The organism is Aestuariivivens insulae (assembly GCF_022662195.1).
Lineage (GTDB): Bacteria > Bacteroidota > Bacteroidia > Flavobacteriales > Flavobacteriaceae > Aestuariivivens > Aestuariivivens insulae.
This window is the reverse complement of the sequence record NZ_JAKMCS010000001.1, coordinates 540758-565458: the sequence shown is the minus strand read 5'-3', so window position 1 is coordinate 565458 and position 24701 is coordinate 540758. Positions and strand designations below refer to the sequence as shown.

21 protein-coding genes are annotated in these 24701 nt (G+C 36.7%); 8 read left to right on the top strand and 13 right to left on the bottom strand.

Annotated elements, in window-relative coordinates; all coding sequences use genetic code 11:
• Positions 1-3: 3 nt before the first annotated feature.
• The 10 genes from rplV to rpsL form a co-directional block, all read right to left on the bottom strand.
• On the bottom strand, positions 4-411 hold the full coding sequence (gene rplV / locus MR062_RS02290) for a 50S ribosomal protein L22 (protein ID WP_242202456.1): 408 nt from the start codon (positions 409-411) through the stop codon (positions 4-6).
• A gap of 6 nt (positions 412-417) precedes the next feature.
• Positions 418-696, bottom strand: coding sequence for a 30S ribosomal protein S19 (rpsS, locus tag MR062_RS02285; RefSeq protein WP_013869040.1), 279 nt, complete (start codon positions 694-696; stop codon positions 418-420).
• Between the two features lie 3 nt (positions 697-699).
• Positions 700-1527, bottom strand: coding sequence for a 50S ribosomal protein L2 (gene rplB, locus MR062_RS02280; RefSeq protein ID WP_242202455.1), 828 nt, complete (start codon positions 1525-1527; stop codon positions 700-702).
• A gap of 10 nt (positions 1528-1537) precedes the next feature.
• Complete coding sequence (rplW, locus tag MR062_RS02275; protein WP_242202454.1) at positions 1538-1828, bottom strand: 50S ribosomal protein L23; 291 nt, start codon at positions 1826-1828, stop codon at positions 1538-1540.
• A gap of 5 nt (positions 1829-1833) precedes the next feature.
• Positions 1834-2463: a 50S ribosomal protein L4 gene (gene rplD / locus MR062_RS02270; RefSeq protein ID WP_242202453.1), complete on the bottom strand. Its 630-nt coding sequence runs from the start codon at positions 2461-2463 to the stop codon at positions 1834-1836.
• On the bottom strand, positions 2463-3080 hold the full coding sequence (gene rplC, locus MR062_RS02265; RefSeq protein ID WP_242202452.1) for a 50S ribosomal protein L3: 618 nt from the start codon (positions 3078-3080) through the stop codon (positions 2463-2465). The genes rplD and rplC overlap by 1 nt, the downstream gene beginning before the upstream one ends.
• Positions 3081-3331: 251 nt before the next feature.
• The gene (gene rpsJ / locus MR062_RS02260; protein WP_223549398.1) at positions 3332-3637 is read right to left on the bottom strand and encodes a 30S ribosomal protein S10; all 306 of its coding nucleotides are present in this window, start codon (positions 3635-3637) and stop codon (positions 3332-3334) included.
• A 12-nt stretch (positions 3638-3649) separates the two neighbouring features.
• On the bottom strand, positions 3650-5776 hold the full coding sequence (gene fusA / locus MR062_RS02255) for an elongation factor G (protein WP_242202451.1): 2127 nt from the start codon (positions 5774-5776) through the stop codon (positions 3650-3652).
• A 7-nt stretch (positions 5777-5783) separates the two neighbouring features.
• Positions 5784-6260 (bottom strand): 30S ribosomal protein S7, encoded by a 477-nt coding sequence (gene rpsG, locus MR062_RS02250; protein ID WP_242202450.1) that lies wholly within the window; start codon positions 6258-6260, stop codon positions 5784-5786.
• Positions 6261-6351: 91 nt separating this feature from the next.
• Positions 6352-6726: a 30S ribosomal protein S12 gene (gene rpsL / locus MR062_RS02245; protein WP_223549403.1), complete on the bottom strand. Its 375-nt coding sequence runs from the start codon at positions 6724-6726 to the stop codon at positions 6352-6354.
• A gap of 187 nt (positions 6727-6913) precedes the next feature.
• Between rpsL and MR062_RS02240 the strand changes: the two genes are divergently transcribed.
• The 7 genes from MR062_RS02240 (at position 6914) to MR062_RS02210 (ending at position 20248) form a co-directional block, all read left to right on the top strand.
• Positions 6914-8638, top strand: a complete 1725-nt coding sequence (locus MR062_RS02240) for a POTRA domain-containing protein (RefSeq protein ID WP_242202449.1) — start codon at positions 6914-6916, stop codon at positions 8636-8638.
• Between the two features lie 271 nt (positions 8639-8909).
• Positions 8910-12116: a SusC/RagA family TonB-linked outer membrane protein gene (locus tag MR062_RS02235; protein ID WP_242202448.1), complete on the top strand. Its 3207-nt coding sequence runs from the start codon at positions 8910-8912 to the stop codon at positions 12114-12116.
• Between the two features lie 15 nt (positions 12117-12131).
• Positions 12132-13799 (top strand): SusD/RagB family nutrient-binding outer membrane lipoprotein, encoded by a 1668-nt coding sequence (locus tag MR062_RS02230; RefSeq protein ID WP_242202447.1) that lies wholly within the window; start codon positions 12132-12134, stop codon positions 13797-13799.
• An 11-nt stretch (positions 13800-13810) separates the two neighbouring features.
• On the top strand, positions 13811-14698 hold the full coding sequence (locus MR062_RS02225; RefSeq protein WP_242202446.1) for a hypothetical protein: 888 nt from the start codon (positions 13811-13813) through the stop codon (positions 14696-14698).
• A gap of 421 nt (positions 14699-15119) precedes the next feature.
• The gene (locus tag MR062_RS02220) at positions 15120-18263 is read left to right on the top strand and encodes a SusC/RagA family TonB-linked outer membrane protein (protein WP_242202445.1); all 3144 of its coding nucleotides are present in this window, start codon (positions 15120-15122) and stop codon (positions 18261-18263) included.
• Positions 18264-18285: 22 nt separating this feature from the next.
• The gene (locus tag MR062_RS02215) at positions 18286-19704 is read left to right on the top strand and encodes a SusD/RagB family nutrient-binding outer membrane lipoprotein (RefSeq protein WP_242202444.1); all 1419 of its coding nucleotides are present in this window, start codon (positions 18286-18288) and stop codon (positions 19702-19704) included.
• 13 nt (positions 19705-19717) lie between these two features.
• A complete protein-coding gene (locus MR062_RS02210) occupies positions 19718-20248 on the top strand; it encodes a hypothetical protein (RefSeq protein WP_242202443.1) in 531 nt (176 codons plus the stop codon).
• Positions 20249-20786: 538 nt separating this feature from the next.
• Here MR062_RS02210 and MR062_RS02205 read toward each other — a convergent pair.
• Complete coding sequence (locus tag MR062_RS02205) at positions 20787-21896, bottom strand: transposase (protein WP_242202442.1); 1110 nt, start codon at positions 21894-21896, stop codon at positions 20787-20789.
• A gap of 344 nt (positions 21897-22240) precedes the next feature.
• Complete coding sequence (locus tag MR062_RS02200; RefSeq protein ID WP_242202441.1) at positions 22241-22888, bottom strand: TonB-dependent receptor plug domain-containing protein; 648 nt, start codon at positions 22886-22888, stop codon at positions 22241-22243.
• Positions 22889-22974: 86 nt separating this feature from the next.
• On the opposite strand from MR062_RS02200, the gene rlmB reads away from it, so the two are divergent.
• Complete coding sequence (rlmB, locus tag MR062_RS02195) at positions 22975-23709, top strand: 23S rRNA (guanosine(2251)-2'-O)-methyltransferase RlmB (RefSeq protein ID WP_242202440.1); 735 nt, start codon at positions 22975-22977, stop codon at positions 23707-23709.
• Between the two features lie 41 nt (positions 23710-23750).
• Here rlmB and MR062_RS02190 read toward each other — a convergent pair whose 3' ends face one another.
• A complete protein-coding gene (locus tag MR062_RS02190) occupies positions 23751-24482 on the bottom strand; it encodes a rhomboid family intramembrane serine protease (protein WP_242202439.1) in 732 nt (243 codons plus the stop codon).
• Positions 24483-24701: the final 219 nt, after the last annotated feature.

Here is a 24701-nt window from a genome sequence, read left to right as displayed (position 1 = left end):
ATCTTAGCTTTGTGTGTTATTGTTAGCACCAACCACTAATGTTACGTGGTTAGAACGTTTTCTAATTCTGTGTGCACGACCTTGCGGTGCTGGACGCAATCTTTTTAACATTGATCCACCATCTACTCTAATTTCTTTTACAAACAATTCAGCCGACTCTACATCTGCATCTTCGTTTTTAGCTTGCCAGTTTGCAATTGCAGACAGCAGTAACTTCTCTAAACGACCTGATGCTTCTTTTTGGTTGAATTTCAAGATATTAAGTGCCTTTTCTACGCGTTCACCTCTTACTAAATCGGCTACTAAACGCATTTTCCTTGGTGACGTAGGACAGTTATTAAGCTTTGCAAAAGCGATTTGCTTCTTGCTTTCCTTAATAGCGTCTGCCATTTGTTTTTTACGACTTCCCATAGCTTACTACTTTTTACCTTTGTTTTTAGCACCTGCATGCCCACGGAATGAACGTGTTGGTGAAAATTCTCCTAATTTATGACCTACCATGTTTTCAGTTACGTAAACTGGCACAAACTGGCGGCCATTGTGTACTGCTATGGTTTGTCCAACAAAATCTGGAGTAATCATACTAGCTCTAGACCAAGTTTTGATTACTGTTTTTTTATTGGCTTCTACATTTGCAGCAACTTTTCTTTCTAATTTATAATGAACGTAAGGTCCTTTTTTTAATGATCTTGCCATGTCTTATTTCTTTCTACGTTCTACAATATATTTATTACTTGCTTTTGTTCTAGAACGTGTTCTATAACCTTTAGCTGGAATACCTTTTCTAGATCTTGGGTGACCTCCAGAAGCACGTCCTTCACCACCACCCATTGGGTGATCGATTGGGTTCATTACTACTGGTCTAGTACGTGGTCTTCTACCTAACCATCTTGATCTACCTGCTTTACCAGACACTAATAACTGATGATCTGAATTAGAAACAACCCCTATAGTAGCCATACAAGTTGTAAGCACTAAACGTGTTTCACCTGAAGGTAATTTAATAGTAGCGAATTTACCATCCCTTGCCATTAACTGAGCAAAAGCTCCGGCACTACGTGCCATAACCGCACCTTGACCTGGACGTAACTCTACACAAGAAATAATGGTTCCTAATGGAATTTGGCTTAACGGCATAGCATTACCAATTTCTGGAGCTATTCCTTCATTTCCAGACACGACATTTTGCCCAACTTGTAAACCATTTTGAGCAATGATGTATCTTTTCTCGCCATCTTGATAGTTCAATAACGCGATAAAAGCGGTTCTGTTTGGATCGTATTCTATCGATTTTACTTCGGCTGGAATACCAGTCTTATTTCGTTTAAAATCGATGATACGATACTTTTTCTTATGACCACCACCTATGTAGCGCATGGTCATTTTCCCTTGACTGTTTCTACCACCAGACCTTTTATTCGGAGCTAATAAGCTTTTCTCCGGCTTATCAGTAGTAATGGCGTCAAATCCATTTACTACTCTAAAACGCTGCCCTGGTGTGATTGGTTTTAATTTTTTTACTGACATTGTTGTCTAATTACATGTTACTGTATAAATCAATCATTTCACCTTCCGCCAGTTGTACAACCGCTTTTTTAACAGCGTTTGTTTTACCATGTTGAATACCCGTTTTTGTATAACGTGTTCTTCTATCTGGACGGACATTTATTGTACGAACTTTTTCAACAGAAACCCCATAAGCAGCTTCAACTGCTTTTTTAATTTCTATCTTGTTCGCCTTCGGATTTACAGAAAACCAATAGCAATTTTTTAACTCGCTATCCGCTGTCGCCTTTTCCGTAATTATAGGTTTAATTAAGATACTCATGGTTTCTATTTACTTAAATTTGATTCAATTCCTTCTAAAGCACCTTCTAAAAGCACTACTTGATTAGCGTTTAGAATTTTATATGTGCTTAATTCTGAGTTAGTTACAACTTCAGAACCTTTTAAATTGCGCGATGACAAATATACATTATTATTTGACCCACCCAACACAAACAAAGATTTTTTGTTTTCCAAGTCTAAAGCCTTTAAAACTGCCGTGAAGTTTTTAGTTTTTGGAGCATCAAAGTTAAAGTCCTCCAAAACAACTATCGCCTTCTCACTAGCTTTAATACTTAACGCCGATTTACGAGCTAAACGCTTAAGGCTTTTGTTAAGTTTGAAGCTATAGTTTCTTGGTCTTGGACCAAACATACGTCCACCACCTTTAAACACACCAGACTTAATACTTCCTGCTCTAGCAGTACCTGTACCTTTTTGCTTTTTGATCTTACGTGTACTTCCAGCAATCTCACTTCTTTCTTTAGATTTGTGAGTACCTTGTCTTTGATTAGCTAAATATTGCTTAACATCCAAATACACTGCATGATTATTAGGCTCAATAGCAAACACCTCTTTAGAAAGCTCTGCTTTTCTACCGGTGTCTTTTCCGTTTATATCTAAAACTGCTACTTTCATTACTTTCTAATAATTACATAAGAGTTTTTGTGCCCAGGTACACAACCTTTAACAACAAGTAAGTTCTTTTCAGCAACTACTTTTAAAACTCTTAAATTTTGAACTTTCACTTTTTCACCACCCATTCTTCCGGCCATTTTCATGCCTTTGAATACTCTTGCAGGATAAGATGCAGCTCCAATAGAACCTGGCGCTCTTAAACGGTTATGCTGACCGTGGGTAGACTGACCTACACCACCAAAGCCATGACGCTTTACAACACCCTGGAAACCTTTCCCTTTTGATGTTCCTGCAATATCAACAAATTCTCCTTCGTTGAAATGTTCTACGGTGATAGCATCACCTAATTTGTACTCCTCATCAAAACCTTTAAATTCTACGACTTTGCGTTTTACAGAAGTACCCGCTTTTTTAGCATGACCTAAGTCTGCTTTAGTAGCGCTCTTTTCTGTCGCGTCATCGAAACCTAGCTGTACAGCTTCATAACCGTCAACTTCTTTGGTTCTGACTTGGGTAACGATACATGGTCCAGCTTCGATTACGGTACAAGGGATGTTTTTCCCGTTCTCGTCGAAGATGCTGGTCATACCGATTTTTTTTCCAATTAACCCAGACATACTGATTTTTGATTTACGATTGTTGGTTCACACCTTCAATCTTTGTTAATAATTAATTTATTTAAAAAAACTTCAGGGACAAAACACCTTTCGTCCCTGAAATGTATTTTTCCGTTTTTCCCGCGACCGCATCGGTGGGACATGTTAATCCTCGCAAAAACGGGGATCTCTTTATCTTTTCACCAAATAGACACTTCGACTTTGCTCAGTGTTTGTTCGGCTATGACTTTCCTTAAGAAAGCCAAGTCTCACTAAACCTTAATCTCTACTTCTACACCACTTGGTAATTCAAGCTTCATCAAAGCATCGATAGTTTTTGATGAAGAAGAGTAAATATCCAATAAACGTTTAAATGAACTTAATTGGAACTGCTCTCTTGATTTCTTGTTTACGTGTGGAGAACGTAATACAGTAAAAATTTTCTTGTGTGTTGGTAATGGAATTGGTCCAGTTACAACAGCACCTGTACTTTTAACTGTTTTTACAATCTTATCGGCAGACTTATCTACCAAGTTGTGATCGTAAGACTTTAATTTTATTCTGATTTTCTGACTCATGTTCTTAATTTATTAAGCTTCTACGCCTTTAGCTGCTTTTATTACTTCTTCAGAAATGTTAGAAGGAGTTTCAGCATAGTGTGAAAATTCCATAGTTGATGTTGCACGACCTGATGATAATGTACGTAATGATGTTACATAACCAAACATTTCAGATAAAGGCACATTCGCTTTTACAACTTTAGCACCCGCTCTATCGCTCATATCGTTTACTTGTCCGCGACGGCGGTTAAGGTCACCTACGATATCACCCATATTTTCTTCTGGAGTAATAACTTCTAGTTTCATAATAGGCTCCATGATTACCGCTTTTGCAGCTTTTGCAGCAGCTTTAAACCCTAATTTAGCAGCCAATTCGAACGATAACTGATCGGAATCTACATCGTGGTAAGATCCGTCTGTTAAGGTTACCTTCATAGCGTCTACTTCGTAACCTGCTAAAGGTCCGTTTACCATAGCCATTTTGAATCCTTTTTCCACAGATGGAATAAATTCTTTAGGAACGTTACCACCTTTAATCTCTGAAACGAATTCCAGACCTTGCTTACCTTCTTCAGCTGGTTCAAGTGTAAATACAATATCTGCAAATTTACCACGTCCACCAGATTGCTTTTTGTAAACTTCTCTGTGTTGTGCACGTTGTGTAATCGCTTCTTTGTACTCTACTTGAGGCTGTCCTTGGTTTACTTCAACCTTAAACTCACGCTTCAAACGGTCTACAATAATATCTAAGTGAAGCTCACCCATACCAGAAATAATGGTTTGTCCTGAAGCTTCATCTGTTCTCACAGTAAATGTTGGATCCTCTTCTGCCAATTTACCTAAAGCCATACCTAGTTTATCAACATCGGCTTTTGTTTTAGGCTCAACAGCAATACCAATTACAGGATCTGGGAAGTCCATAGATTCTAATACAATAGGATGTTTTTCATCAGACATGGTATCACCAGTCTTAATGTCTTTAAATCCTACTGCAGCACCTATATCACCAGCTTCTATATAGTCTATAGCATTTTGCTTGTTTGAGTGCATTTGGTAGATACGCGAGATACGCTCTTTTTTACCTGAACGGTTGTTCAAGATATAAGAACCTGCATCTAAGCGTCCTGAATAAGCACGGAAGAATGCTAAACGTCCCACAAAAGGATCGGTAGCAATTTTAAATGCTAAGGCCGAAAATGGCTCTTTAGCATCTGGCTTACGTGTTACTTGTTCATCAGTATCTGGGTTAGTCCCTACAATATTATCCCTATCTAAAGGTGATGGTAAGTAACGACAAACAGCATCTAATAAGAACTGCACGCCTTTATTTTTAAATGAAGATCCACAAATCATTGGAATGATAGCCATATCCATTACAGCAGCTCTAAGCGCAGCATGCACTTCATCTTCAGTAATAGAATCTTCATCCTCCATGAATTTTTCTAAAAGATTCTCATCATAAGTAGCAACTTCTTCAATTAAAAGGGCGCGGTACTTACGAGCTTCTTCTTTCATATCTTCAGGAATATCGATAACATCAAAAGTAGCCCCTTGAGTTTCATCGTGCCATACAATAGCACGGTTCTTCACTAAATCGATAATTCCTTTAAAGTCTACTTCATCACCAATATTCAATACAATTGGTACAGCGTTAGACTTCAACATATCCTTAACTTGCTGACAAACCGCTAAGAAGTTAGATCCTTGACGGTCCATTTTGTTAACAAAACCAATACGTGGCACTTTGTAGTTATCTGCAAGCCTCCAGTTAGTTTCAGATTGTGGCTCAACACCATCAACCGCACTAAATAAGAATACCAAACCATCTAATACACGTAACGAACGGTTTACTTCAACCGTAAAATCTACGTGGCCAGGAGTATCAATAATATTAAAATGATACCCTTTTGTATCTGGTGTTGGCTGACCGTTTTCCAATGGAAAATTCCATGTACAGGTTGTTGCAGCAGAAGTAATGGTAATACCCCTTTCTTGCTCTTGCTCCATCCAGTCCATTGTAGCCGCACCATCGTGTACCTCACCAATTTTGTGTGACACACCTGTATAATAAAGGATACGCTCTGTAGTAGTTGTTTTTCCTGCGTCAATATGCGCAGCAATACCTATATTTCTAGTAAATTTTAAATCTCTTGCCATGTCCTAATTAAAATCTAAAGTGAGAGAATGCTTTGTTAGCTTCTGCCATTTTATGAGTATCTACTCTTTTCTTAACTGCTGCACCTTCTTCTTTAGCTGCTGCTAAAATTTCAGAAGCTAAACGTTGTGCCATTGATTTTTCGTTACGCTTACGAGAGTAACCAATTAACCATTTCATGGCTGTAGAAATTTTTCTATCTGGACGAATTTGCATTGGAATTTGAAATGTAGCTCCACCCACACGACGACTACGTACTTCTACGTGAGGCATTACATTCGATAAAGCATCTTTCCAAATTTCTAAAGCAGATTTTTCTTCATCAGTTTTTTTAGCATCTACAATATCGATAGCATCGTAGAATACTTTAAACGCTACAGACTTCTTACCGTCCCACATCATGTTGTTCACAAAACGCGTTACCAACTGATCGTTAAATCTTGGATCTGGTAAAAGTGGTCTTTTTTTAGCTTGTCTTTTTCTCATGTCTTCTGTTAAGTTATTTGTTATTAGTTATTGGTTATTGGTAAACTGTTTTCAACTTTTTACTTCTAACTTCTAACCTCTAACTTTCATTTTACTTTTTAGGGCGTTTAGCACCGTACTTAGATCTACGTTGCGTTCTACCTTGCACACCTGCAGTATCCAAAGCACCACGCACAATATGATATCTAACACCTGGTAAATCTTTTACCCTTCCACCTCTAACCAATACTATCGAGTGCTCTTGCAAATTGTGCCCTTCTCCTGGGATGTATGCATTTACTTCATTACCATTTGTTAACCTTACCCTTGCAACTTTACGCATTGCTGAGTTTGGTTTCTTTGGTGTTGTAGTGTAAACACGAGTACATACGCCACGTCTTTGAGGACAAGAATTTAAAGCAGCCGATTTACTCTTCTTGGTTATTTTGGCTCTTCCTGTTCTTACTAATTGTGAAATTGTTGGCATAAATTATTATATAAATTTAAAAATCCTCTTCTTAGAGGGCTGCAAAGGTAGAAATTAAAATGAATTATTCAAACCCTAATTCATTAATTTTTAAGCGAATCTGAAAATTACTAAAGACAGTATATTATAAGTCTCAATTTTCCGTTAGATTTACATTCTATATTAGTTTGCAGTAGCCAGTAGCAGTATGCCATTTTCTATACCGATTCAAAAATTAATAAATGTAAAAAAAAGCACTTTTTTACTCCTTATTATATATATACTTTTTTCTTCGGAAATAGACGGGCAAAATTTAAACTTAAAAATAGAAGGAACAACCCAAAAAGAAACCACTCTCATAGATTCATTGGGTTACAACAAGACGCTACCGGATTACCAGTCCATAGTAAATATAATCGACACGCTACAAAACAAGATTTACAAACTAGGTTATATTGAAAACAAGCTGGAATCTATAATAAAAAATAACGACTCCACATTTATTGCTAAAATGCAATTAAATCAAAAATTCAACTCCATATATATATATTACGACAAAACCTTAATTGACCCTGAAATTATAAATGCCATTTCCAAGCACAACCACAAAGGTTATTTTCTATTACACTTTAGTGAAGTTGAAAATGCATTATTGTACATTAATTCCAAAATAGCCGAAGCAGGCTACCCCTTCACAAAAATAAAACTATCCAATATTTCAATAGATGGCGATAATTTAAAAACCAACTTAATAATTAAAACGAACAAACAAAAAAGAAGCGTTGACAACATTATCATTAAGGGCTATGAAAAATTCCCGATATCATATTTAAAGCATTACTTAAAAATTAAGACCGGACAAACATTCGATTTGGCTACCATTAAAAACAAGACCGAAAGATTAAGCGATTTAAAATTCGCCAACCAAATAAAATCGCCCGAAGTTTTATTTTCGAAAGACTCCACCACACTCTACCTTTATATTGAAAAGGCCAAGAGCAATAATTTTGATGGTTTTATTGGTTTTGGCTCTAACGAAGACACTGGCAATATAGAGTTTGATGGCTACTTAAACTTAAACCTTAGTAATAATTTAAATTATGGCGAAACGTTTAGACTACTTTACAAAAGTGATGAAAACGACCAAAAAACCTTTGAAGCTAATCTGTCCCTGCCCTATTTGCTCAAATCACCCATTGGTTTAGACCTTCAATTATACCTTTTTAAGCGTGATTCCTCTTTCACCAATGCGAACCAAACTATAAAACTTAATTATCAAATAAATTCTAAAACCAAAATTTACACAGGTATAAGCGCCTTAGAGTCGAATAACCTTTCAACAAATAGCACTTCACAAATAACAGATTTTGACGCCAATTTTATCTCCATGGGTTTCCAATATGCCACTCTTCAAAACAACGACCTGTTATTCCCCATTAACACAACACTAAATACAGAGTTCAATTTTGGAAAACGAAAAACAACAACGAGCTCGGAAAACCAAACAAAATTTGCCTTAGACGCCTTTAAGATTATAAACCTTAGTGCAAGAAACAGCCTATACTTGAGAATTAGCGGCGCCAGCATTACCTCAGACACCTATTTTGAAAACGAGCTTATCCGTTTTGGGGGGATTAACTCCATTAGAGGTTTTGAAGAAAATAGCTTGTACGCCTCCCTGTTTGGTCTCCTCAATACCGAATACAGGTACCGCCTTAACAATACCATCTATGCGCATTCAATTATTGATGCTGCTTATTTTGAAAATAAAATCACAGCTTCAAAAGAAAAACTCTTTGGCTTTGGGTTTGGATTTGGGCTTCTAACAAAATCTGGCTTGTTTAGGTTTATTTATGCCAATGGCAAGAATGAAAATCAAAAATTCAAACTATCCAACTCTAAAATTCATTTGAGCTTGACGGCTCCGTTCTAACCCATCCTTTATGGCTTACCTTTAACACAATATTTGAAACTAACATTCCTTTAATAAGCAAAATACTATGCCTGCATTTTTTTCTCATGCCTATGTTATAATATTATTAAAAAAACACAAGTATTATAAGGTTTTCTTCAAACAATACCTGTTATTAATAAGATATAAACATTTTACACAAAAAACAGAAAATAACATTTTAACCAAAAAAGGTTGTTTTATTAACTTTTTATTATGATTTTTGGTCTTGACTAATTCAAATAATTAAAAAATGAAAACAAAGTTTAGCGGAATGCTAACGCTGTTTCTAGCGTTAGCTGTGCAATTTTCTTTTGCACAAGAAAAGACAGTTTCTGGTAAGGTTTCGGATGAAAGTGGATTGCCTCTTCCAGGAACAACAGTCTTAGTAAAAGGTACTTCCACTGGTACCTCCACCGATTTCGATGGAAATTATACTATTGAGGCAAGCCAAGGACAAACTTTAGTCTTTAGCTTTGTCGGGTATACTACTCAGGAAATCCAAATCGGCTCATCAAACACTATTAATGCCACCTTATCCGAGGATACAGAGTCGTTGGAGGAAGTAGTTGTTACAGCCCAAGGTATTAAACGTGAGAAAAAAGCTCTAGGATACGCTGTTTCAACATTAAAGGGAGAAGCAGTTGCAGAAAGACCAGAAACGGATGTGGCAAGGGCCTTATCCGGTCAAGTTGCAGGTGTAAACATACTTGGCGGAAGTGGTATGGCAGGAAGTGGAACCAATATAACCATAAGAGGTTTTTCCAGTATAACTGGAGACAACCAGCCTTTAATTATTGTTGATGGTGTTCCATTTTCAAACTCAACAAACGAAACAAGTACTTTTTCTACCTCAGAATCAGGAAATAATTCAGCAAGCAGGCTTTTAGATTTGGACCCTAACAACATCTCTGAAGTGAGTGTACTAAAGGGTTTAAGTGCTACGACCTTATATGGAGAGCTAGGAAGGAACGGTGTAATATTAATTACCACTAAAAATGGTACCGGTCAAGTCCAGAAAAAACTGGAAGTAAGTGTTAACAGTTCATATTTCATTGAAGAAATATCATCTACCCCAGACTATCAAAGCAGATATGGTGGAGGATGGCAGAATAGCAAAGGAAAAGCATTCAGTAACTGGGGGTCCGAATTCACTACGCCTTATGAACAAATAACACACGTTTACTCTGGAAACTCCTACGCTGCAGCACAAAATACTGGAGGGGTTACTTTTGATGATACCTTTCCCGAATTTGCCGGGAACACAACTTATCTTTACAAACCATATAATAGCGTTGACAACTTTTTTAGCACTGGTTACACAAATATTAATAGTGTTAATGTTTCTAAATCCGCTGAAAATTTAAGCATGAATCTTGCTTACACCAATACTGATCAAAAAGGATTTACGCCAAATAACACCTTAAGAAGAAATAATTTTAACATTGGAGGGTCTGCAAAATTATCAAACAAGTTCACATTTAGAGGGTCTATGATGTATACGAATACAGATAAGAAAAACCCACCTAATGCGGCTAGTACCGGGGCAAGTAATGTTGAATCTGGAGGATCTGGTATCTTTGCAAATGTTTTATACACGCCTAGATCGGTAGATTTAATGAATCTCCCCTATAAGGACAGTCAAAATCGTAGTGTTTATTACCGTAGTGCCAATGATATTCAAAACCCAAGATGGACAGCTGAAAATGAAATTGATCAAGAGATTACTGATAGGGTTTTCATTTCTATGGCCGGCACATATGAAATGAATGATTGGTTATCCTTAACATGGAGAACCGGGCTAGACAGCTACAATGAAACTTCCTCTTTTAGAGTAAATAAAGGCGGTGTTTATTTACCTAACGGATTATATTATGAAACACGTGTTACAGAAAAAACTTGGGATCATTCATTTATTACCACGGTAAATAAAGACCTAAGCGAGAAAATTAATTTATCTGCTACAGCTGGTTTCAATAGTCGAAGAAACACTTATACATCTTCAACAGTTCAGTATGACAGGCAACTCATTTACGGGCTGTTTTTTGCAAATAATTTTGAAAACAGAAATGCTACAGACTTATACCAAGAACAACAAAATGTTTATGGTTTATATGGTTCTGCAACCTTTGGATACAATAACTTTTTATTCTTAAATGTTTCTGGTAGAAATGATTGGGCTTCGACCCATGAATCTGGAAACAATTCTTTATTTTATCCTGGCGCGAGTGTATCATTTATTCCAACATCTGCCTTCCCAAGCTTAAAAAGCAACACTTTAAACTACTTGAAACTTCGATTTGGTTATGGTAGTTCAGCTAGATTTGCTGGGCCGTATGTAACAAGAAGCGCTCTAGGAGTACAAGCTAGAGCATGGCTAGACTCCTCAGGTAATGCCGTAAACGTTAACGGCAGCAACGTTAACATAAACGACAGTGGCATAAACAGACTTGGGAATCCAGGTTTAAAACCTGAATTAGTTTCAGAAATAGAACTTGGTGTAGAATTCAAGCTTTTAAACAATCGTCTAGGATTTGAGGGAAGTATCTACAAGAAAGAAGCCGAAGATCAAATCTTGGATCAAAGATTAGATCCAGCTTCAGGATATACCGTTACAGCTATAAACGCAGGAAACTTAGAGACAGAGGGAATAGAAATAGGCATTAATGCTGTCCCCATAAAAAACGATAATTTCCGTTGGGATTTTATCTTAAATTTTGACGCCTACGAAAGTACGGTTACAGATTTACCTGTTGATGGTGCTTTATTTTTGTCTGGACCATATTCCAATCTAGGTAATTTTGCAATTGAAGGCCAACCATTTAACACTATGATGGGAGATGTAGTTCAAAGAGATGCTAACGGAAACCCTATTGTAGGTACAGACGGCTTATACTTACTTCAAGACGAGATTGGCATAATTGGCGACCCAAACCCTGATTGGAATAGCACATTAATTAATAATCTTTCTTATAAAGGATTTAAGCTTTCAATGCAATGGGATTACACTCACGGTGGTGATATGTACTCTGCAACTGCAAACACTTTGCTTATTCGTGGTCTAGCAGGAGAAACTTCTTTTGACAGATCAATCCCCGTGGTCGCACCTGGTGTTTTTGCCAATGGCAATCCAAACAACATTCAAATCTCTTCAAATGATCATTACTGGGAAAATTTAGGTAATGAAGAGTTTAAGGTTTATGATGCTACAAGTTTAAGATTAAGAGAAATATCTTTAACTTATGCTTTCCCTAAAAAAGTGCTTGATAAAACTCCTTTTGGAAATCTAACAATTTCAGCTATTGGTAATAATCTGTGGTTTAAAGCATTTAATTTTCCAGACTCAATAAATTTTGATCCATCTGTGAATAGTGAAGGTGTTGGAAACTCTAGAGGTTTCGACCTCCTAACTGGGCCTACTGCAAAAAGATATGGCTTGTCAATAAGAGCTTCATTCTAAAAAAGAAAAAAAATTATGAATACAAAAATTAAAATTTCGATACTGTTCTTTGCATTATTTCTTGTTGTAATTTCTTGTGAAACAACAAATTTAAATGTAAACGAAAACCCTAATAGTGCTACACCAGAATCTGCTGATGTTAATCTATTACTCAATGGAACTTTGCTGGACTTCTCTAAATGGGTTTCAGAAGAAGATGAAGACAATCGTTATGGCTTTGAAGCTGGAATGAGAGTTGTAAGAATGTTACACATGTATGGACCTCTTTACGAAAATGCTTTTGAACCAGGTGATTTTGATGATGTATGGAGACAAGCTTACTCTGGTGTTTTAATTGATGCTAAAAACCTCAAAATTCTAGCTTCTCAAAATGATTTATTTCATCATATAGGAGTTGCGCAAATTCTTGAATCATATACTTTAACAACTTTAGTTGATTACTTTGGAGACGTACCTTACTCTGAAGGTCTTGAAGGTGATACCGGTGTTTTCAATCCAACCGTAGATGATGATCAAGAATTATATAATACCGCACTCAGCTTATTAGATGAGGCTATCGCCAACCTAGAAAAAACGCCATCTGCATCCTTAGGTTCTACAAGTGACTTGTTTTATGGCGGAAATGTTAATAGATGGATTACTTTGGCAAAAACCTTGAAACTAAGAATCTACAACAATACTCGACTTGTAGATGAAAATGCTTCTCTTGCAGGCATAAATGCTATCTTAGCAGACGGTGATTTAATGGATAGTTCTTCTGAAGATTTTGCCGTCGTGTTCGGCACTAACAATACAGCTCCAGACGTAAGGCATCCCCAGTTCGTTAATAACTATGAAAATACTCCAAGTGGAGAGTATATGTCAATGTATTTTATGAATTTAATGGTTAATTCTGATGACCCAAGAACTCGTTATTATTTCTACCGACAGGTAAACGAATTCCCTCCAGCTACGGCGCAAGGTATTTTTGATTTGCCATGTCTTGCAGAAAGCTATCCAAGTCATTACACCCCAGGAGTGGATCCATTCTGCACATCGATTGGCGAAGGATATTGGGGACGTATTCATGGTGATGCACAAGGTTTGCCCTCAGATGAAAACAAGATCACAACTTGGGGCACTTACCCAATTGGAGGTAAATTTGACAACGACTCCTTCTCTGCTGTTGGCGCAACTTCTGGAATGCAAGGTGCAGGTATACAACCAATAATGTTATCTTCATATGTCTACTTCATGAGAGCCGAAGCGGCATTGGAATTAGGAACTAATGATAGCGATGTATCTATGTTAGAAGCTGGCATTAGAGCATCAATTAACAAGGTTGTAAACTTTGACGAAACTACGCTTCAAAGCTCTTATGCTGCATCTGAAAGTGAAATAGACGATTACGTGGATGAGGTTTTATCTGATTATGCTGCTGCTAACCCTGAAGAGAAATTAAATATTATAATGACGCAAGCATTCATAGCAGCATGGGGTAACGGTGTTGAACCATACAACAATTACAGAAGAACCGGAATGCCATTAAATATGCAACCTACCCAGTCTTCTGCTCCAGGAGCATTTATTCGTTCCTTTAAATATCCATCGGTTGCGATAGATAATAATACCAATATAGACCCAAAACCAAATCAAGCTGTTAAAGTTTTTTGGGATTTAAATGATGCTAATTTAGATTTTTAAAAAAAATAATTATGAAAAATTTAGTAAACATATTTATACTTCCATGCTTAATCCTTATAGGCTTAAGTTCTTGCGAAGAAGAAGAGAAAGACCCTTTTTATAAATTAAGAGTGGAAGAAATTGAAACTGGCGTCTATTTTAGATCGATAAATGCTGGTGGAACAGTAAACTTAAATGACTTGGATAATTCCGCCTACAGCATTCAAGGTGAATTAGTTACACCAGAAAATGGCACAGATGTAGAAAGTATAGAATTGTGGGTAGAATTTAAAGACCGGTCAACCGAATCTGGCGATGATTCTGTTGCCTCTACCTTTATAACTACTGTTTCTCCTTCATCTTTAACCACTAACTCTAATGGTTTTCTTGAGCATACTTTCAATATGACCATCCCAGAAACCCTGACTGCTCTAAATCTTGATGCTTCCCTAATTTCTGGAGGGGACCAATTCTTTTTTCAGGTAGTCATTAATATGGCTGATGGTAGAGTATTTGATAAAGATAGTACTGGGGACAGTATAAAGGGCGAATTGTTCTTTTCATCCCCTTTTGAATATACCGCAGGTGTTGTTTGTATATCTATTCCTACTCCAGGTGATTGGGTACTAGATATGACCGACTTATATGGAGACGGATGGAATGGTGGAAATATAACTGTTAGTCTTGACGGTGTACTAACTATTTATGCTGCCGAGGGAACAAGCACTACCGCAATCATTACTGTCCCAGAAGGAACATCTGAATTTACATTTACCTATACAGCAGGTAGTTGGGAAGGTGAAAATTTATACACCCTTACTGACCCTGATGGCAATGTAGTACTTGACGAAGGTGTAGGTGATTGGAGCTTCGAAAATGGACCTAGAGAAGGCGAATTATTAAATGTTTGTCCAGATTAACAATAGAAACAATCTCTTAGTTTTTTATTTTTAGATTAAGTTTATAAACTCAGAACAAATAAAAATTTGTTCTGAGTTTTTTATTTTCAGAAACGGGTTCATTTCATAACCAAAAAAAATTTCAACTAACTGTACAACCATAAACTTGAAACTTAGCCATTCAACTAATTGTCCTTATTTCTTGTTGCAAGTCCGTTAACAAAATTAATTTTTGAAGAAGATAAATTTATAGTTCATCAAACAGAAAAACTAAAAGTCGCCTTAAAAAGTAAAAATATCACAAGCTTAACCCTATTTAATAACTCAAAATTAAATATTTGTCGCTTTTTAATGTTAAATAAGTTAAATTATTCACCATAATTATTGTTTTATTAAGATTTTATTATGATTTTTGACATTGACTAATTCTAATAATTATAACATGAAAACAAAGTTTAGCGGAATGCTAACGCTACTCCTAGCGTTAGTAGTGCAATTTTCGTTTGCACAAGAAAAGACAATTACCGGTACTGTTATTGACGACAGTGGCTTACCATTACCGGGAACAACTGTCTTGGTAAAAGGTACATCTTCCGGTACCTCTACTGATTTTGACGGCAAGTATTCCATTAAAGCTAATCAAGGCGATGTTCTTGTATTTAGTTTTGTTGGATATACCAATCAAGAGGCAACAGTTGGATCATCCAATACCATTAATATTACCTTACAAGAAAGTGCAGAATCTCTAGAAGAGGTTGTAGTAACAGCTCTTGGAATTAAGAGGGAAGCGAGGGCTCTTGGTTATGGTACAGACGTAATAAAAGGTGAAGAGCTTGTCACTGCAAGAGAAAGTAATATAGTAAATGCTTTACAAGGTAAAGTCACTGGGGTTCAAATCACCAACTCGAGTGGGAACGTAGGAGGCTCTTCAAAGGTTATCATTAGAGGGGTTTCTTCTTTATCGGGAAGGAATAGTCCAATTTGGATTGTAGATGGTGTTATCATAAATAACTCGCAAGTAGCAGGTGGTGATGCAAATAGAATTTCTGGTAACAGAGACTTTGCAAATGGTGCTGCGGTAATTAATCCTGATGACGTAGAATCCATGAACATTTTAAAAGGTGCCGCAGCTACCGCACTTTATGGTTCTAGAGCCGCCGGTGGGGCCATTATTGTAACAACCAAAAAAGGAAGGGCTAATGAAAATGGCAACGCTCTTGTTACAATTAATTCTACTATTAGGTTTGATGATTTATTTATTACACCAGATTATCAACAAGAATATGCTATGGGAACAAACGGTGTTTATAATGCAGGCTTAAACGGTTTTGACTGGGGACCTAGAATTGAAGGTCAAATCGTTCCTAATTTACCCATTACTGGTCAGCCTGGTCCGTTACAAGCTGTTAAAAACAATGGCATCGATACTTTTTTTGATACCGGATACACCCATATAAACAACTTCTCTGTTTCTGATGCAAATGACAAAACCGATTATAGGATAAGCCTTACATCGCTAAATCAAACAGGCATATTACCAGGCTCTAAATTGAATAGATATACAGCAAGTTTAAATGCTGGTATTAGGCATAGTGATAAACTTGAATCAAGGTTTGGGGTTCAATACATTAAATCTAAATCTGAGGGCACAGGAGCAACAGGTGCAAACGACCCCAATATTATAGGATTAGATTTCTTTAGCAGCACCTTAGACACTAGACTTTTTTCCCCATGGAAGGATGCTAGTGGTAATCAAATTAACCATATAGTAGATGATGCTGGTGCGCTATCCAATAACCCCTTATGGCTTAGACATGAGAACTCGAACGATAGAGATGATGACCGTGTTATAGCTAATGCTTCATTAACATATAAGCCCTTTGAAGGATTTGCACTTACTGGTAGATTTGGAGTTGATTTAGATGATGATAAAAGGCTTGTTGAGAATAGTAAAGGAACCATTCAAAGACTAGTTGGAGACTTTGACTCTGATAATTTAAGAAGACAAGAAATAACAGTAGACGCATTAGCTTCCTATACGAAAGATATTACAGAAGATTTTTCATTAAATGTTATTGGTGGTTTCCAATACAATTCAAGATTAGTTGAAAGACAAAGAATTCAAGGTGTAGATTTATTAATACCAGAATTATTTAGCCCCGCTAATGCTGCCCAAACAATAGCTACAAGAGACTTTACTGAGTCTAGACTAGTAGGCTTGTATAGCTCAGCTGAATTTGGCTATAGAAATTGGGCGACACTTACTTTGACTGCAAGAAATGACTGGTCATCTACCTTACCAAAAAATAATAATTCATACTTCTACCCTTCCGCCAGTTTAGCATTTGTCTTTACCGATGCTCTTGGCATACAGAATGACTGGATATCATATGGCAAGTTAAGAGCTAGCTGGGCGCAAGTAGGTAATGATACAGCTGCTTATCAGCTAGATTTTAATTTTTTACCAGTTACTACAGCTAATGGACAATATAGCTTAGATCTAAACTTTCCGTTTAATGGAGCTTTGGCCTATAGAGCAAACCCAACTATTCCTCCTGCAAATTTAGTACCTGAAGAGCAGACTTCTTATGAATTTGGATTGGATCTTAAATTGTTTAACGGACGGTTAGGATTAGATCTTTCTTATTTTAAGAATCAAAACAAAAACCAAATTTTAGCTGTAGCCATCCCAGAAAGTACTGGTTTTGCAAGTAGTGTTTTAAATGTTGGGCAAGTAGATCAAGAAGGATTTGAAATTGCACTTGATGCCACTCCTCTAAAGATAGGTGATTTTACTTGGAATACAGCTATTAATTTTTCAACAGTTGAATCAAAGGTAGTTGAATTGACCGAAGGACTTGAGCAGTTTCAAATAGCATCAGCATTTAATAGTGTTCAAGTACTTGCTGTACCAGGAAAAGAATTTCAATTATATGGATTTGATTTTTTAAGAGAACCTACAACTGGAAGGCCTATAATTGATCCTGATACAGGTAGAAGACAACAAGCTGCTCAAGCAGAAACTCTTGGTTCTGTACTTCCTGATTGGACAGGTGGATGGATAAACACTTTTAGTTATAAAGGCTTTAGCTTAAGCGCAACAATAGACGCCAAATGGGGAGGCGTAATGAAATCGTCAACTGTTGAAAATTTACAACAGAGCGGATTGGTTAAAGAAACCTTATTTGGAAGAGAAGGTACTTTTATAGATACCGAAGGTGTTCTAGTAGATGCTAACGGTAACGTTACAGATAATAACATCCCTTTATTAAATGCAGAAGATTATTGGACTGCTTCTTTAGGTGTTGGTAGTGTTGCTACTCCGTGGGTTTACGATGCAACTTTTGTAAAATTAAGAGAAGTAAGCTTATCATACACTTTCCCTTCAAAAATGTTAGAAAATACCTTTATCCAAGGTCTATCAATTGGGGTTGAAGGAAGAAATTTAGCATTATTGTACTCCAAAGTTCCTCATATAGATCCCGAGGCTAGTTTATTTGGTTCTGGTGCGGATGGTTTTGGTATTGAAAGATCAAATGTCCCCACATCTAGGAGTGTTGGCTTTAACGTAAGACTAACATTTTAAACTTAAAAAAATTTAAGAAAACATGAAAAGATTAAAATTTATTATATTAGCATCTTTATTGTTGGCTAGTTCATTACAGTCTTGTGATGACACTTTAGACATCAATACCGATCCATTAGCTGCTTCATCGGCAGACCCTAATGCTGTTTTACCATATGTCTTTGTACAATACTCTGCAAGAAAAGTGCCTGAATTAGGAACAAGGATTTGCGATGTTTCCCAATATATTTCGAATACTTTTAATAGCCCAAATAGAGGAAGTGTGAGTAGTTTCCTCACAGGAAATACTTGGGGAATGTATTACGTTCAGGCCTTAGGAAACTTATCTCTTGTAAAGGCCGATGCCGCCGCTGCTGGAGAAACAAGCAATAATGTTAATGCGATTGCTACCGTTTTAATGGCTCACGTCTTTTATGAGGCCACCAGTCTATGGGAAGATGTACCATTTACTGAAGCTTTAAATGGTGCTGAATTTCCAAACCCAAAATTTGACAGTCAAGAAACTGTTCTAAACGGTGTGGTTGACTTATATGATGAAGCCATTGCTTTAATTGATGCCATACCCGCTAGTGGCAACTTTCAAATAACTGCAAATAGCGACATGTTCTACGGAGGAGATATGACGTCTTGGAGAAGGTTGGCAAATTCATTAAAGTTACGCACATTAATGATGTTAAAAAGTGGAGGAGCTAACGTTGATGCAAAAATTAATGAAACTTTAAATCAACCATTAATAGAAAGCAACTCACAATCGGCTATAATTAGATATTCTGGTCAACCAGGTGCTCAAAATGCAATGTTAACCATTATCACTCGTTTCTTTGGCCCTGACAATGAGAGTCAAGATGTTTTTGGCCCTGGGGATCCTATAGATGAGCTATTAAGGGATTCTGGGGATCCAAGGTACGATTTATGGGTAGCAAGAAATGATTTACCTGCTCCAGGAAACGATCTTTTTCCAGATCCTACTACATCAGTATTAAGCAACAATATTATAAGAGCAGATTTACCAGACATGTTTATAATGCCTGCTGAAATAGACCTATACAAAGCCCAATTAGCATTTGAAGGGGTTGCTGCTGCTGGAGATGCCGAAACCAACTATAAGAATGGCATAAGAAATGCTATCAAATGGTGGGGACAAGATATACCTGGTGCAATTGCTACCGTATCCAATAGTACAATTGATAGCTATGTTAACGGTTTGCCTTCTCCATCTATTAACGATATTTACAACCAGCAATATCTTGCTGCATTTTTACAACCCGTAATGGCATGGAATATTTGGAGAATTAACAAAGTACCTGTATTAAGTCCTCCTCCTAATTCATCTATAGGCACAGTCTTGAGGAGATTTGTTTACCCACCTGATGAGATAGCTGCAAATCCTAACACCCCAGCAGATAAGCCAACACAAGAACCTATGTGGTTTGAAAATTAAAAAAAGAGATAAGATGAAAAAATTAACATACATACTATTTGCATCGGTTATAATTTTAACAGGATGCTCAGAGGACTTTGAACTTAATGATAATGATCAAAATCTTAATGTTCAATTATTAGCTGGTAAATATGTAGCATTTACAGCTGATGGAGCAAATGTAACAATACCTGATATTGATGCCGAAGAAGGAGAAACAGGAATTGAATTGAATGTAGAAGTTCCAACAGGATCGACGTCTAACGTTATAGTTAACTTTACTTTTGGTGGCTCGGCTGTTTTTGGCACAGACTTTACTGTTGCTAATGCAACAAGTTCAGGAGGAAGTGTGACTATTGTACCAGATCCAGGAGATGACCCTGCCGACCTAATAGACAATGTTGATATTGTAGTAGATCTTCTAACAGACAACAATCAAGATGGAGATAAAGTTTTGGAAGTGATTCTTTCTAGTGCTTCAAATGCTGATGGCTCTGTTCTTGTAGGTAGAGGCGGCACAGATTTACTTAAAACAGCCGTTATAAATATATCTGATATTGATTAAACATCACTACACGTGATGAACTTAACGGCCTTTGTGTTTGTAAACACAAAGGCCGTTTTATATTATATTAGAAGTATTATTCATATCATATCCCTTTAGAAAATATAACTTATGACAAGATATTATACTATCAATGATAGCTCAAAAATCTAAATTTTAATGTCTTATTCTTTTAATTCTGAGAAGAATTTTAATGGAAAAGAATGTTTTATTATTGGTGAAAAGCGAACAATTGTTCTTTGAATTAATGGTAATTTTAAAAGTCTAAATTACCTTTTAAGGACTCATAAGTTCTTTAAGTAAATTCCTGATATGCATTTAGGAGGAGCACAGTAACCGGTCCAAAATAAGCCATATATGATAATTCGCTAATTCAATTTATAGGCACTTTCAGAAAATAGTCTATAAATTTTAATCAATTATGAAGAACACTAAAAACCAAGGTTGGATTTTTAGTGTTTTTTGTTTTTTTAAGTTTTTTGTTGGATTATGGCACGAACGGACGCACTTATCCCATTAAGGGCGATATTTTTCTGTCTTATGCCGCCTGTTTTTGTTCGGCTTTTTGCATACGCCTGCCAATTTCCAGAGCATTGGCGGTATGGATCCCAAAAAATATCCACAGTATCTCGTTGGCCTTGGTCTTTGCCTTTACCTTTTTGAGGTGGTAATGCTCCTTTTCCTTGCCAAAACTCCCCTCCAATCTAGTAGCTCGCTCTTTTGTTATTAGGGCTTTAAGAGTCTTTTCCTCTTTGTAACCTTTAGGTTTTGGCCCTTTGCGCTTAAAATCCGTTTTTATATTGTGCTTGGTCACATAGTTGCGGTTTTTGTTGGTCGCATAAATGGCATCTGCGCCCAGTACCCGTAGTTTTTTGTGGGTAAGGCTTTGGGTCCTGTAAATGGTGGACTGCAATCGCGTACCTTCATTAAAGGCATCAAAGCTGATGTGCTCTATAAAGTTGATGCCGTCTATTTGGAGCTTGTTTACCTTGGCCCCGAACTCCACGGGCTTGACCTCCTTGCCCCTGACTATGGGGCGTAGGTAAGGTTTGGAAATGCTTACGATACGGTTCTCTATTTTTTTGCCCGTTTTAAAATGCAGGGCCTGTTGTTTGCAGACCGTCTTTATAGTGGCCATGCGTTTGTAATAGTTTGGAGCAAAGTCAAGGTTGTGGCCTTTCTGTAATTGAGATTCAAAGGCAATGAACTTCTCGAGCAATAACAGCAAGGCCCTGCAGGTACGCCTTAGTTGGTTGTACAGCCAACTTACCGCCTCCCAAAGCAACTTTTGGTTGGTCGGGTAGCGCAGTTCGCTTTCGTAACAGGTGGCATCGGTAGTGGCCTGCTCTGGATGGGATATAAAACCGGCCCAATGGTTGTACAGGTGCTTCTCCAGATCATTTATATTTAATTGGCAGGCCAATTCGCCACGTATCTGGCTTACTATTTTGTAATTGGTAATGCGCTTGTAGCCCAAAAGGATATCGCAGAAAAATTGATAATCAAGATTACCGTTGAGTTGTTCTATGAGCTTTTGGTCGGAACAGCCCGCATAGTGCTTTAAGAACATCAGGGCGATGCGCCCCTTGGGACTGAACTGCAGGTTACAACCAAGTCTATGCTCCTTTATGTTGAACTGTTTTACCAAGGCCTCCCAAGGGATGGCAAGGTAAATCTTCCCTAAATCACTCTGTAAAAAACGGCCGTAAAATAATTCGTAATCCTCCGCTAGGGGAAAAAAGCGAAAGCCTGCCCTGTAGGTCAGAAATTCTTTGTATTTTCATGGTACTGTAAAATTTAAACCCCGCTTTTTGGCTTTTTTGCCTCTTTTCGGGGTTTTTCTTTATTACAATATACAACAAAACACTCGTATTTACAAAGGTTTTGCGTTTTGTGAATGTGCCTTTATAGCTTATTGTTTTCGACAGGCACAATTTATTCATATGTAGATCTATTTGAATATTATATTAATTAGAGTTATTTAATCTTTGCTTATTTTAACTTAATCTTTATAACCCCACCACTTCCTCTTGTACCATAAAGACTTGTATTACTTTTTTCAACCTTGATAGATTTAATATCAGATGGCGAGATCGAAGTAATATTACTAACTTGTGAACCATTAACTATAAATATAGGAGCTGGCAGTCCTTCCTTTATACTTATCCCTGAATTCCTCATTCTAACAGACTCACCAATCACCTGAAGATTAGGAAATTTAGATTTTAATAGCTGAAAAATATCAGAATAACTAGAATAGTCTGGTTCATTATTTGTATATGGTGACATTCCATAACCCAATTCATAAAACTGTCTTTTTGTAAGAGGGGCTATACTCTCTGGAAAAACAAAATTAATGATTTTTTGCCCTGAATAATCAATATCAATTATACCATGATCTGGAGAAAAAACAGTTACCAATTTATTGTTTAGTGAAACTGTAATTTTATAAAACCCATCTTTATTTGTTTTTACCTTAGTTTTTAATGAATCAATAAAAATCTTAGCACCTTTAATCGGTTTTTTATTATAATCTATAACGACCCCCGAAAGCTCAATATCTTTTATATTGCTCTCTTGAGAATTCACCGATTCACCAACAAAAAGACCAAAAATTAACAGTAAAATATAAGTCCTCATAAAAACAAATATAAAACTTTAAACAAAACTTATCAAGACTATAATTTTATTTTTCAAAAGTTGATATCAATCGATATCTTTACCCCATGCAAAACCAAACCCAAATATTCGGTATACGAGCGGTTTTAGAGGCTATACATGCTGGAGAGACCATAGATAAGGTGTTTTTACAAAAAGGGCTAAGAGGCGAGCTATTTAGCGAACTCGAAGCTGTATTACGGGCTAATGCTATTAATTCTTCTTATGTTCCTGTTGAGAAACTAAATAGATTGACCACAAAGAACCATCAAGGCGTAGTGGCCCAAATATCACCAATAGCCTTTCACGATCTGGAAGACCTGGTCTTAAATGTTATAGAATCTGGAAAAATACCACTGTTTTTACTTTTGGACCAATTAAGTGATGTAAGGAACTTTGGAGCCATTATAAGAACTGCCGAATGTACAGGTGTAGACGGTATTATAATCCAGAAAAAAGGTGGTGCCCCCGTTAATGGCGACACCATTAAAACCAGTGCCGGTGCCGTATTTAAAGTCCCTATTTGCAAAGTAGACCATATAAAGGATGCCGTGTTTTATATGCAGGCTTCAGGAATAAAGGTTATTGCGGCTACCGAAAAGACCAATAGCACCCTCTATGATGTCTCCTTTAAAGAACCTTGTGCCATAATTATGGGATCTGAAGGCAAAGGTATCAACCCTTCCATTTTAAAAGCTGCCGATGCTAAAGCGAAACTGCCTTTATTGGGTGACATTGAATCGCTAAATGTGTCTGTGGCCTGTGGTGCTTTTTTATACGAAGTGGTAAGGCAACGTTTATAGTAAGCATTACGCAGTTGCAGTTTGCTGTACGATCAATATCTCTAATCAGTTTCTGATCTTTTTTTATAAGTATACTTTATAATTGGTTCGTCAGGATTTTTATCAGGCTCGATTTCTTCTATAAAATTGCCATTTTCATCAAAATGCTTTAGGAAGGGATCGTCAGCTTCGTTATAATTATCCTGTTCCCAAACATATTTTTTAGGCTTTGCTATGGCCCTCCTAAAAAACAAAGCAAATACTAACCCTATTATAAGTCCAGACAAATGCCCTTCCCAAGAAATACCTTCTTTAATGGGAAGCGTATACCAGATCATACTACCATATAAAAAGACAATTAAAAGAGATAAGGCAATTAACCTAAAGTGTTTGGCAAAAACACCTTTAAAGAATGTAAAGCTTACTAAAACGTATATTAATCCGCTAGCCCCAATATGGTACGATGGACGCCCAATGCTCCATGTTAAAAACCCAGAAAGTAATATGCCCCAGAACAACACCTTCCAAGCAATGGCCCTATAGAAATAAAATAATGCTGCAGACAATACAAACAGTGGAATGGTATTATGGTACAAATGTTTTAAATCGCCATGTATGAAAGGGCTAAGAACAATCCCTCGCAATCCCTTTAAAGTCTGTGGGTAAATTCCATACTTACCGAAATTATACCCGAAACGCACCTCGAACCAAAACACCAGCCAAATGGCAAGTACAAAAAATAAGGGATAGGCAATTACCCCTATTGAAAACTTAAATGGTTCATTGGCATTCATAAACTAAATATAGCAAATAGTTGTCCAATGTTACTTATAATGAAAAATTGGCAGATATTGGCTTTAGATTTCAGTACTCAGTAGACAGTATTCAGTAATCAGTATTCAGTATTCAGTGGCCAGTAGGCAGCTCACAGTTAAGTGAAAAAAGATTCATTATGATTAACTAGTTTTGTTTTAACCACTGAAACTTGGGCCTCCTTAACAACCATTAACTTA